15 protein-coding genes are annotated in these 11,984 nt (G+C 32.3%); 13 read left to right on the plus strand and 2 right to left on the minus strand.

The features are described 5' to 3' along the window. The first annotated feature begins 290 nt into the window (after positions 1 to 290). From BGI23_RS12885 to BGI23_RS12895, 3 genes are all read left to right on the plus strand, one after another. Positions 291 to 1,091: a GNAT family N-acetyltransferase gene (locus BGI23_RS12885; protein ID WP_070806145.1), complete on the plus strand. Its 801-nt coding sequence runs from the start codon at positions 291 to 293 to the stop codon at positions 1,089 to 1,091. A 45-nt stretch (positions 1,092 to 1,136) separates the two neighbouring features. Next, on the plus strand, positions 1,137 to 2,000 hold the full coding sequence (locus tag BGI23_RS12890) for a glycerophosphodiester phosphodiesterase (RefSeq protein WP_070806146.1): 864 nt from the start codon (positions 1,137 to 1,139) through the stop codon (positions 1,998 to 2,000). Between the two features lie 96 nt (positions 2,001 to 2,096). Further along, positions 2,097 to 2,444: a VOC family protein gene (locus tag BGI23_RS12895; RefSeq protein WP_044792264.1), complete on the plus strand. Its 348-nt coding sequence runs from the start codon at positions 2,097 to 2,099 to the stop codon at positions 2,442 to 2,444. A 156-nt stretch (positions 2,445 to 2,600) separates the two neighbouring features. Here the strand turns inward: BGI23_RS12895 and BGI23_RS12900 are convergent, their stop codons facing one another. Then, positions 2,601 to 3,062 carry a DUF2306 domain-containing protein gene (locus tag BGI23_RS12900; protein WP_000021743.1) on the minus strand — a complete coding sequence of 154 codons (462 nt, stop codon included), beginning with the start codon at positions 3,060 to 3,062 and terminating at the stop codon, positions 2,601 to 2,603. A 102-nt stretch (positions 3,063 to 3,164) separates the two neighbouring features. Here BGI23_RS12900 and BGI23_RS12905 point away from each other — a divergent pair, with 102 nt between their 5' ends. Next, positions 3,165 to 3,695 carry a DUF4269 domain-containing protein gene (locus tag BGI23_RS12905; protein ID WP_070806147.1) on the plus strand — a complete coding sequence of 177 codons (531 nt, stop codon included), beginning with the start codon at positions 3,165 to 3,167 and terminating at the stop codon, positions 3,693 to 3,695. Positions 3,696 to 3,739: 44 nt separating this feature from the next. Here the strand turns inward: BGI23_RS12905 and norG are convergent, their stop codons facing one another. Continuing rightward, a complete protein-coding gene (norG, locus tag BGI23_RS12910; RefSeq protein WP_472926140.1) occupies positions 3,740 to 5,176 on the minus strand; it encodes an efflux pump transcription regulator NorG in 1,437 nt (478 codons plus the stop codon). A 148-nt stretch (positions 5,177 to 5,324) separates the two neighbouring features. Between norG and BGI23_RS12915 the strand changes: the two genes are divergently transcribed. The 9 genes from BGI23_RS12915 to BGI23_RS28435 all read left to right on the plus strand — a co-directional run bounded on the left by BGI23_RS12915 (position 5,325) and on the right by BGI23_RS28435 (position 11,951). After that, entirely contained in the window at positions 5,325 to 6,239 is a 915-nt protein-coding gene (locus BGI23_RS12915; protein ID WP_070806149.1) for a DMT family transporter, read from the plus strand. A gap of 138 nt (positions 6,240 to 6,377) precedes the next feature. Next, positions 6,378 to 7,739, plus strand: a complete 1,362-nt coding sequence (locus tag BGI23_RS12920; protein WP_070806150.1) for a family 8 glycosyl hydrolase — start codon at positions 6,378 to 6,380, stop codon at positions 7,737 to 7,739. A 161-nt stretch (positions 7,740 to 7,900) separates the two neighbouring features. Continuing rightward, entirely contained in the window at positions 7,901 to 8,824 is a 924-nt protein-coding gene (locus tag BGI23_RS12925; protein ID WP_070806151.1) for a nucleoside hydrolase, read from the plus strand. Between the two features lie 76 nt (positions 8,825 to 8,900). Continuing rightward, complete coding sequence (locus BGI23_RS12930; protein WP_070806152.1) at positions 8,901 to 9,359, plus strand: GNAT family N-acetyltransferase; 459 nt, start codon at positions 8,901 to 8,903, stop codon at positions 9,357 to 9,359. 30 nt (positions 9,360 to 9,389) lie between these two features. Then, on the plus strand, positions 9,390 to 9,728 hold the full coding sequence (gene cutA, locus BGI23_RS12935) for a divalent cation tolerance protein CutA (RefSeq protein ID WP_070806153.1): 339 nt from the start codon (positions 9,390 to 9,392) through the stop codon (positions 9,726 to 9,728). A 25-nt stretch (positions 9,729 to 9,753) separates the two neighbouring features. Continuing rightward, positions 9,754 to 10,200 (plus strand): NUDIX domain-containing protein, encoded by a 447-nt coding sequence (locus BGI23_RS12940; protein WP_070806154.1) that lies wholly within the window; start codon positions 9,754 to 9,756, stop codon positions 10,198 to 10,200. A 203-nt stretch (positions 10,201 to 10,403) separates the two neighbouring features. Next, a complete protein-coding gene (locus BGI23_RS12945) occupies positions 10,404 to 10,658 on the plus strand; it encodes a heterocycloanthracin/sonorensin family bacteriocin (RefSeq protein ID WP_070806155.1) in 255 nt (84 codons plus the stop codon). A gap of 101 nt (positions 10,659 to 10,759) precedes the next feature. Then, positions 10,760 to 11,776, plus strand: a complete 1,017-nt coding sequence (locus BGI23_RS12950) for a serine hydrolase domain-containing protein (RefSeq protein ID WP_070806156.1) — start codon at positions 10,760 to 10,762, stop codon at positions 11,774 to 11,776. Positions 11,777 to 11,807: 31 nt separating this feature from the next. Next, entirely contained in the window at positions 11,808 to 11,951 is a 144-nt protein-coding gene (locus BGI23_RS28435; protein WP_000653680.1) for a hypothetical protein, read from the plus strand. Positions 11,952 to 11,984: the final 33 nt, after the last annotated feature.

The following is an 11,984-nucleotide window of genomic DNA, read 5'->3' on the forward strand; positions in this document are numbered from 1 at the left end:
AAATGACAGTCCATAGTACGAACATCTTGATCTTCATGACTTCCGAAATAAATAGTAATTTTCATATGTATCGCTCCTTTATTCTAGGAATACCTAAAATAATTACTAGTAATGTTAATATTTATTATATACCACTTTTTTCATTCCGACAACGTTATATCATATTTAATTCTTTTAGAAGACAAAGTGTGATTTATAGAGATATTTTTATAGAAATAGGTATATTTCTTATATGTTATATTTAATACTGAAAGATTCGAATTTGAATTTTTATGAAAGGGGAAAAATGAATGAATTTTAAAAAGTTACTAATAGATAATTTTACATATAAAACTTCATATATTGCGCGGCAGGCACAGGGAATGAATGTGAAAGAAACGAAGGATTACATTGCTGTCGACTGTGGTTTGCCTGCAGATACATTTAATATCATTACTTTACTAAACAATAATGTAACAGAAGGTATCGAGAAATTATATAAGGAGGTAGCATACTTTAATCAAAAGAAATATCCAATGAGTGTTTGGTTTTGGGATGAGAAGCTAGAGGGTAATATAAAGAATGAATTAATAAAGCTTGGATTAAAAGAAGCAGAACAAAATATCGCGATGGTAGCAAACTTACATACAATACATCCAACAACAAACTTGCCAGAAGGTTTTACGATACAAAAAGCATCTTCGTCAGGACAAATTAAAAAGTTTGGAGAAGCGTTAGCTAGTCTATTTGGTACATCCGAGGAAGTTATACATGTACAAGCATTCTACAATCAAACTGCTTCTTTCCATTTATGGAATAGTGAAAATATGAAACTGTACTTAGGGTTTTATAAAGATGAAGTCGTATCGGTTGGTTCATTAGTGTGTACACAAGATAGTATTGGTATTTATGATATAGCAACGAAAGAAAGAATGAGGGGAAAAGGATTTGGCTCTACTATGTTTAATTACCTGCTGCAAGAAGCAAAGGAATTAAACGTTGCTCAATGCGTATTGCAAGCTTCACCTGATGGGATTAATATTTATAAAAAGTCTGGTTTTCAATCTGTTGGACAAATGACTGTATTTGAAAATCGACATTTATTTGAATAAATTACCCAAGCCAAATTGCTTTCATGTAGGAGTTAATACATCATTATGAAAAAGATATATATCGTTACAATACTTTGCATCTTTATAGTAATAGGTACTTTTGTTTTTCATAAAGTAAATGAACTTAAGTACACAAAAGCTATTAATCAATCGAATTATATAAAAAACATTGCACATAGAGGGGCTTCGGCGTATGCACCGGAACATACAATTGCTGCGTATAAATTGGGACAACAATTAAAAGGCGATTATATAGAAATAGATCTTCAAATGACAAAAGATGGACATTTAGTAGCTATGCATGATGAAACAGTAAATCGTACTACAAACGGTACAGGGCTAGTTAAGGAACATACATTAGAAGAATTAAAGAGATTAAATGCAGGTTCTTTTTTTAATGAAAAACATCCAACTTTAGCAAAGAAAGAATATGAAAATGCTAAAGTTCCAACACTAGAAGAAGTAATTGAAGTGTTTGGGCATGACGCGAACTATTATATTGAAACCAAATCACCTGATGAATATCCAGGAATGGAAGAAAGGTTATTAGAAATTATCAATCACTATGGAATACAGGATAAACTTATTATTCAATCATTTAGTGAAGAAAGTTTGCAAAAGCTACATAGTTTATATGTTAATATACCTCTAGTCCAATTACTATCTTACAAAAAGGCAGTTCAATTAACTGAATCAGAGATAAAAAAGTATAAAACATACTGCATCGGTCTTGGTATGAACTACAAATATATTGATGCAGCTTATGTAAAGAAAATAAAGAAACATGGATTAGAAATTCATCCATTTACTGTAGATAATGAAACAGACATGAAAAAGCTAATTTTATGGGGAGTGGACGGGATGTTTACGAATTATCCGGATCGTTTACATTCATTATTAAAGTCTTAATTAAAAGATATTATTTTTAACGTAATAGTTTATAGAGGTTTTCGAGTAATATATAATTAAATTAATCTATTTAAACTAAAAAGGAGTGTAAGTAGGATGAATATATTAGCTGTTGTTCCACGCCTCTATGTTTCAGACTTACAAACTCATCTAGAATTTTACAAAGTACTATTAAAGCAAGAAAAACCACAGGAATTTCAAATGAATGGAACGCATGTGATTAGATTTACAAATTTACTTTTAATTGAAGAATTAAATGAAACAATTAAGAATCATGTTGCTGCAACGATCGTAATTGATGATCTCAATGAAGTAAGAAAACTAATCTTAAACTATAACGGCGTAATGATTACTGAACCAATACAAGTACCCACAGGTATAAAAATGATAGTTCGTCATCCAGATGGTAATATCATTGAATACATAGAGCCGACATTGAAATGAAATCCGAAAAAGAATCCAATAAAAGTATTGGATTCTTTTTATTTAGCGCTAAGTGACTAACTTAAAGCAGTACAATTTTGAACTTATTAATAAAATATTACATTGAGTATAATTTTTTATAATAATCATCAGAAAGTAACGAAAATGTAATGAATTTTAACTACGCTTTTTATATTTTTTTGATACACTGGCTACGAGAGGAATACCGATTAATGTAGGTAAAAACCAAAACCATATAGGCGGCAATAAATTAATAATAGGAATATGAATACCGATGTTTACTAATAACGCGGTAACGGCACCAATATAAGAACCTAACATACCTCTAATATGGTGGTGAAGCCAATTTTTCCAACGTTTTTTTCGTGCAAGGTAGCCATAAATCGCAAATGAATAAGAGAAAATTGCTACATAAAATAAATATGCGATTTTATCCCAGTTTATAATGGATAGTATAATTGCAGTAAGGGTGATCACAACATAGGATGCATGATATATTTCACCCCATTCCGTATGTTTTCCTTTCTTCTTTTGAGCAACCATCGCTACAATACCGGTAATTAAGCATATTGTTCCAAATAATATGTGGATGGTTAAAAGAATGTTAAAAATGCTCATAATAATTCCTCCTTTTTTATTTTTATAGTATTGCAGTATAGGAGAAAAGTTGAAACGTATTGTTTATTCACGTTAATATGTTGAAATGAAGGAGAGACTTCCATGTTTACATCTATTACATATTTACAATCTGGGAATGACAAGCAACAAAAAGTATATGATGTTTTAAATAAACTAAACATAATGGAGGATTTAGCTTTGTATAGCCCCGTTCTTTGCGGGACAATTCCTATAAGAATTGATACGCTTCAATCTGACTTAGATATAGTAATGGAAGTACATAACTTTGATGTTTTTGAACAAGAAATGAGATCTTTATATGGCTCTTATGAAGGATTCAAAATAAAAAAGAAAAAAATTAAAAATACCGAATCGATAAAAGTAAATTTTGAATTTGAAGGTTTTGAATTTGAATTATTTGCTCAGCCTAAGCCAGTTCGTAACCAAAATGCATATAGACATATGATAGTAGAGCACATGTTATTAATGCAGTATCCTCATATAAGGGAAGAAATTCTTCTCTTAAAAGAGAACGGTTTAAAAACAGAACCTGCTTTTGCTCAAGTATTAAACATTGACGGGGATCCTTATGAAGGACTTATTGTGTTGGGGCAGGAAATGCGGTTGTGGTAAATAAAATACACAAAAACTCCTCTATAGAAAAAGAGGAGTTTTTGTTATGCCGTTAGCTTACAAATTAATTCACTCAACAATTTAATCCCGTTAGTCATTTGCTCTGGAGAAGCATATCCGTATGATAAACGAATGTATCGATCTGATTCTTCTTCATAGATACGTCCCGGGTTTAAAAGAACTCCTTTTGATAGCGCCTCTGAAAATAATTTCTTCATCGGAATGCTAGGTATTACCTTTAGCCATATAAAAAATCCACCACTAGGTATATCCCAGGTGGCAATATCTGCACAATACTTATGTAAAGCTTGTATCATGATTTGTCTTCGTTCTTTTAATTGAATTCTTACATTTGCTACATGTTCTTCATAAAAACCTTTTTTTATCCATTCAGCAGCAACTCTTTGAGATAAAGAGCTCGATCCATAGTCTGTTTGCATTTTTATATCTGACAATCTTTCAATAACTGGTTCAGGTCCAATAATCCACCCAATTCTAAGTCCTGGGCTAAGTGTTTTAGATAGGCTCCCAATATATAATACATGTCCATGTTTATCTATCGACTTTAAAGGAGCTGGAGGTGGTTCATCAATCCATAACTCGCGGTAAATATCATCTTCAATAATAGGTAGCTGGTCCTTTTCACATATTTTTATTATTTCTTTTCTTCGCTCTTTAGACATTAATATCCCTGTTGGGTTTTGAAAACTAGGGATAGAATATAAAATATTTTTCTTTTGACTATATTTAATGCGTTTTAATAATTCGTTAGGTAATATACCGTGAGGATCCATAGATATACCAGATAGATTAATATTTGCTGATTGAAATACATGAAGTGAATATAAGTAAGAAGGTTGTTCAAGTAAAACAGTTGATTCTCGATGCAAAAGACCAATTGATATTAATTGCAATGCTTGTAATGCACCAGAGACAATTAATATAGAACCCGGTGATACATGTATTCCGAATGATTTTACGTATTTGCTTATTGCTTCACGTAACGGATAAAATCCTTTTTGTTCCTCATATCCAAAATAATCTAATTCCTCACTTACTTTTTTCATAATGGACTGCATCGTTTCTAGCGGAAAAAGATGAGGAGCAAGTTCGCCTTTACTAAGATGGATAAGTTTGTTATTTGCTTCTGCTTCATTTATTTCTCGTACCATTAACTTGCTTGGTTTATGAATACCGGCTTTTACATATTCACTCCAATCGGGCGGGGGATTCGTCGCTAATAGTGACCATGTATTATTCGTTACAATTGTTCCTGCTCCAATTTTCCCTTGAATCAATCCATCAGCCATAAGTTCATCTAGTGCAGTTATTACAGTACTACGATTTACTTGAAATAATTTCGCTAACTGCCTTTGACTAGGGGTCTTACTTCCAATTGGCCATTCTCCATTTTCAATTTTTTCTTTCATATAATCTACTATTTGCCGATACTTAGGCAGTTTTTTACTAGTTGTCATCAAAAAACTCCTTCGTTCACTTGAAAAATACCAAGTGGTTGGTTTTTACGATAATAAACTGGTTGAAGACATTGTATCAACTATTACATATGATGAAAAGAAATAATTGGTAATTTGAAAATGGTTGGTTTATTAGGGAGGGAGAGACAACATGCATAATAAAAAATGGGATTTACGCATTATATGTGCTCACGCTTTTACGATTCTTATATGGGGATCTGCTTTTCCAGCAATTCGTTTGGGGCTTGAATCTTATACGCCTGAACACCTTACTTTACTACGCTTATTAATCGCCTCATTTATACTTTTGTTATTTTCATTTATATACAAACTACGACTACCGGATTTAAAAGATATCCCAGCAATTTTTATATTTGGTGCTTTAGGGTTTACTATTTATCACATCGCATTAAATTACGGCGGAAAAACAGTAAATGCTGGGTCTGCAAGTTTAATTGTTTCCGTCACACCTATAGTAACGGCAATTCTTGCTTCTGTTTTTTTGAATGAAAAAATGAAATTAAATGGTTGGATTGGTGGCGTAATTAGTTTTATAGGAATTGCTCTCATATCATTTAGCCAAGGAGATGCTATTCAATTAAATAGTGGGGGATTTTTTATACTATTAGCAGCAATTTCAGAAAGCTTATATTTTGTTTTCCAAACATCTTACTTAAAAAAATACGGCTTCTTACCATTTACCATATATACAATATTGTCTAGTACGGTATGTATGCTTATTTTCTTACCCGGTGTTTATCAAGAAATACTAGCAGCTCCTCTTGAAGTTAACTTGAGCGTTATATATTTAGGTGTCTTTCCAACAGTACTCCCATATATTGCATTGGCCTATATTATATCTCGTGCTGGTGCTTCTGAAGCAACAAGTTCTCTATATTTAACGCCAATAACTGCATGTTTTGTCGCTTGGATATGGTTAGGAGAAGTGCCAACTTTAATTTCGATAATTGGCGGAGGGATTACTATACTTGGAATTGTGATTGCTCATATACCAGTATTAAGAAAAGAAAAACATAGGAATCTAGCAAATAATCAATCCGTATAATGTAATTAAATAATGATTTTATGATACTTTTTTATATAGTTTCTTTCTTATGTTGATAAATATAATATTTTGTATTTCAGTTAAATATTGTATGTTACATTTTATGTAGTAATCATTTTAAAAGGAGCTGACAACATAATGAATGGAAAAAGAAATATTTTCACATGTATTTCTATTGTAGGAATCGGACTAGCTAGTTTTTCTAATTCTAGTTTCGCAGCAAGTGTAACAGACAATTCAATACAAAATTCTATTCCTGTAGTTAATCAACAAGTAGCTGCTGCAAAGGAAATGAAACCATTTCCCCAGCAAGTTAATTATGCAGGTGTTATAAAACCGAATCATGTGACACAGCAAAGTTTAAATGCTTCTGTAAGAAGTTACTACGATAATTGGAAAAAGAAATATTTGAAAAATGATTTATCTTCTTTACCTGGTGGTTATTACGTAAAAGGAGAGATTACGGGTGATGCGGATGGGTTTAAGCCACTTGGAACTTCAGAAGGTCAAGGGTATGGGATGATAATTACAGTATTAATGGCTGGTTATGATTCGAATGCTCAAAAAATCTATGACGGTTTATTTAAAACAGCAAGAACTTTTAAAAGCTCTCAAAATTCTAATTTAATGGGATGGGTTGTCGCAGATAGTAAAAAAGCACAAGGTCATTTTGATTCTGCTACTGATGGGGATTTAGATATTGCGTATTCTCTTCTTCTTGCTCACAAGCAGTGGGGATCAAATGGAGCAGTTAATTATTTAAAAGAAGCACAAGACATGATTACAAAAGGTATTAAAGCTAGTAATGTTACAAATAATAGCCGACTAAATTTAGGAGATTGGGATTCTAAAAGTTCACTTGATACGAGACCATCTGATTGGATGATGTCACACCTTAGAGCATTTTATGAATTTACAGGTGATAAAACTTGGGTCACTGTTATTAATAATTTGTACGATGTTTATACGCAATTTAGTAATAAGTACTCTCCAAATACAGGACTTATTTCAGATTTTGTTGTAAAAAACCCACCACAACCCGCACCTAAAGACTTTTTAGATGAGTCAGAATATACAAATGCATATTATTACAATGCTAGTCGAGTACCTTTAAGAATTGTAATGGACTATGCGATGTACGGTGAGAAGCGAAGTAAAGTCATTTCTGATAAAGTATCTTCATGGATTCAAAATAAGACGAATGGAACTCCTTCTAAAATTGTGGATGGTTATCAATTAAACGGATCCAATATTGGTAGTTATCCAACTGCTGTATTTGTGTCACCGTTTATTGCTGCAAGTATAACAGATAGTAATAATCAAAAGTGGGTAAATAGCGGTTGGGATTGGATGAAGAATAAGAGAGAAAGCTATTTTAGTGATAGTTATAATTTATTAACTATGTTATTTATTACAGGAAATTGGTGGAAACCTGTACCTGATAATAAAAAGATACAAAATCAAATAAATGATGCAATTTATGATGGATACGATAATTAATTAAATTTGAGAATGGTTAATTAAAAAGGAATTAGCATAAGCTAGTTCCTTTTTAATATCTTGTAAAACATTATCCATTCTAAAATTCGCATAGATATACTTGTTTTTTTCATATACATAGTTATTGATGATTCTATGTTTTTGTGAAGGGAGGGTATTTCTTGGAAAAAGTATTATTTTTCGGGGACCCAGGTATTGATGACTCATTTGCCATTATGTATGGTTTACTGCATCCCGAAATTGAAATTGTCGGTATTGTAACCGGATACGGAAATGTTGAGCATATACATGCTGCACATAATGCAGCGTATATTTTACAGTTAGCAAATAGACAAGACATTCCTGTCATTAGTGGTGCAACAAAACCACTTACAGAAGAAATCACTACGTACTACCCTGAAATTCACGGAGCAGAAGGATTAGGTCCCATCCATGTTCCAGAAAAAGTATTATCTATTCCAATATACAATTTTGGCAGTATTGCTGCGATTCTTATAAAGTACGGAAAAGATTTAACGATTGTTGATGTAGGAAGATCTACCTCGTTAGCAATTGCTTTTAATTTATGGAATGATTTAATGCTAAATGTAAAAGGAATCTATTTCATGGGTGGTGTTTTTTTAGAAGTAGGAAACGTTACGCCATTAGCTGAGGCAAACGTGTATGGCGATCCTATAGCAAGTAAAATTGTTTTCCATCAAGCAAAGAATTTATTAATATTCCCTTTAAATGTAACAAACAAAGCTGTGTTAACACCAAATGTATTTAACTATATTCAAGCTAATACAAAGAATCCATTTCATATGATAATGAAACCAATGTATGATTACTATCTATCCGCATACAAAAAACTTAATCCATCTATCGAAGGACCTTTGCTACATGATGTGGTTGCAATAAGTGGATTAGTAAATCCAAGTTTTTTTGGATTTGTGCATCGTACAGTAAATGTAGATACATACGGAGATACGAAAGGACAAACATTTGCTGATTTTCGCCCTAGCTCTATATCTGAAGGAGCCCATATAGCATTAGAAATAGATGAACAAAAATTCATTCAAGATTTTATAAAAACCATGTTATAAGTTGGTGTGGACAAAGGGAATTGTTTCACTACGTTGAATATAAACATACATCCTCTATATAAGGGAGCTTACAATATTGAATGTCCAGTTAAAGGTTGTTACGAGAGAAAATTGGGAAGAAGCATTAAAGCTACAAGTTAAAGAAAATCAGTTGAAATTTGTTCCATCCGTAGCAGTTTCACTTGCTAAAGTATATATAAAACCAGATGGTGACAATGTAGAGTACGTGCCATTTGCGATATATGATGGCGACCATATGGTTGGTTTTATTATGCATGCTGTTGTAAAAGAGACATCGGATATGTATTGGATTAACGGATTTATTATTGACCAATCGCAGCAAGGTAACGGTTATGGAAAAGCGGCCTTACAGGAAAGTATATATTTAATAAAAAATACGTTTAAGGCGTGTAAAGAAATTAGATTAACAGTACATAAAGATAATATCTCTGCAAAGAAACTATATGAAAGTTACGGTTTTCAGTCACTGGGACATGATTATGATGGCGAGCAAGTATATCGCTTATTCGTTTAATTATTATGTAGCAAAGGTGTGAAATGAATTATGCAATTTACTGAAGTGAAAATTGAAGTATTCACCCCTGAAGAATACATTGAAATGTTGAGGAATGAGTTAAATAAACTTGGTGCTTGTAAAACGGGAGAATATGATTATTGTCTGTCCTATAGTTCTGTGAAAGGATACTGGAGACCATTAAAAGGCGCATCACCTTTTAATGGGGAAATTGGTCATATTTGTGAAGGGCAAGAATGTAAAATTGAAATAAAGTGTAAACGAGAACTTGTAAAAAATGCTCTTGAAGTTATCAATAAAATTCATCCGTATGAAACACCTATGATTTATATTATCCCGATATTAAATGACTATTTTAATCAAATATAAAGTAAATGAATGGGAGGAATAACAATTGGAAAATAAATTTCATCATATTGTTCGAGCTGTTATGGTAAAGGATAAAAAATTGTTAGTGGCTGAATATATTGGCCATCATTATTTTTTACCAGGTGGTCATGTTGAAATTGGCGAATCAGCTGAGAATGCATTAACAAGAGAGATAAGAGAAGAACTCGGAGTAAATTGTAGTATAAAACAATTTTTAGGAGTCATAGAAAACCAATGGCAAGATCGAGAAGTTCTTCACCATGAAATCAATCATATTTTTGAGATAGATTCACAAGAGTTACATATTGATTTCATACCAAAATCTAAAGAATCTCATTTGGCGTTTCACTGGATAGATTATAATCAAGAAGCTTTACATACTTATAAAATCATGCCAGAACCTTCAGTTAAAGAGTTACTAGAAAGAAAATTAAGTGATGAACTACTAAACTGTTGGATTAGTAATTTTTAAAAACCTCTATTAATAATAAATTCGTCCAGCAAAAAGAGATTAAAAAAATAGGCTGAAAAACAAGGTACATCACCTAGTGTAAGTTCATATTTTGTTGATGTACGTATTCAAGTATATAGCCATTTGTTTCTACTTTGTTTATTAAAATTTATTAACTTCAATATGTGGACGGAATTTATATTTATAAATGGAGGGGTTTCATAATGAATCAGTTTCAACAAGAACTACAATCATTAAACCTTAATGATTATCAAACTGGTAATGTTGTGTATTGGGATCAACAACAAAGTCAATATCCATACTACTACATTCAAGACGATGCACGTCGTTGCGGCGGATGCGGAGGTTGTGGCGGATGTGGCGGCAGATGTGGTGGTTGTGCAGGTCGTTGCGGCGGATGCATAGGATGCGCTGGATGTTTCGGTTGCTTTAATTGCTGGAACTGGTGGATCATTTAAGTATAGAACATCAAAGCTAATTTACTTGAAAGAAAGGTGTGAAAACTATTTTGCACTTTTCTTTCAAGCTGTAATTTTTATGTGTATTAAGGGGGATTTATTTGTATACATATGATAAGTTGATTGCTTGGGTAGAAAATATAAAAGAACAAAACCATAGCTCTGCAACAGCGCTTTGCATAATGAAAGATAACAAAATTGTACTGGAGCATTATAGTGGCTATCACTCAAATACATCTACAAGCAAGAAAGTAACAGCATCTTCACAATTTAACGTTGCTTCTGCTAGAAAAAGTTATTTAGGATTAATGATAGCGTATGCGCTTTACGAGGGGAAAATAAACTCTATTGATGATGAAGCGATAAAATATTTTAAAGACTTTGATCCTGTATTGCTTAGTAAAACGACGATAAGACATTTAGTAACACATTCGCACGGATTAGAAGAAACGAATGACGGGATAATTTTTCGTGAATTTGAACCGGGGCAAGGATGGGCGTATAGAGATATTAATGTAAGAATGATGACACGTCTTATTTATCAGCTATATAACAAAAGTTTTCCTGAATTGTTAAAAGAGCGTGTGTTTAAACCTGCTAATTTCCAAGAAACAGGATGGAGAATACAGCAAGATGATAATTTAGTTGCAGTTGTTGATGATCCAAATAAAGACGCAATTAGTGAAATTGGTACAGTAGATGACGGTACTGAAAAAAATCTGTTTGTCTCCGCTAGAGAATTTGCACAGTGGGGCAACCTTCATTTAAATCAAGGTATGATAGATGATAAACAAATTGTTCCAAAAGAAGTTATAAAAATCGCTACGAGTTTGCAGAGTCCAACATATGCAAATAAAGAGCTACCACAAAATGGCTTGTTTTGGTTCGTTCAAAATGAACCTGCACAATTAAGTGAACTAGGCGAACGTGTACCAAAAGGCTCGTATCAAATATTAGGAATTACGGGACCAACTATATTAGTAATACCTGAATATAATGTAGTTGTTGCGAAAATGTATAATAAAAGATACAACTACGGCGGTGATAATTATTTATATTATTTACGTGAATTTAGTAATTTAGTCGTTGATACATTTCGTAACAGTAATAGGGCATAATTACTCCTATAACAAAAAGGAGTGATTGAAAGTGAAAGATAAAGTGAACAAAAATAAAAAGCAAAATATAAAAGATGTAAATACAGAGCAAAATGCGATCTATAGCGATCCAAAAGATGCAGCTAATATGCAAACGGTACCGCAGCCGAAAGATTTTGATGAAATTGAATATTAATTTTCCGTTTATCCGACCATATGATGAATCAAA

The sequence above is a fragment of the Bacillus sp. ABP14 genome, assembly GCF_001831375.1.
GTDB lineage: Bacteria > Bacillota > Bacilli > Bacillales > Bacillaceae_G > Bacillus_A > Bacillus_A paranthracis.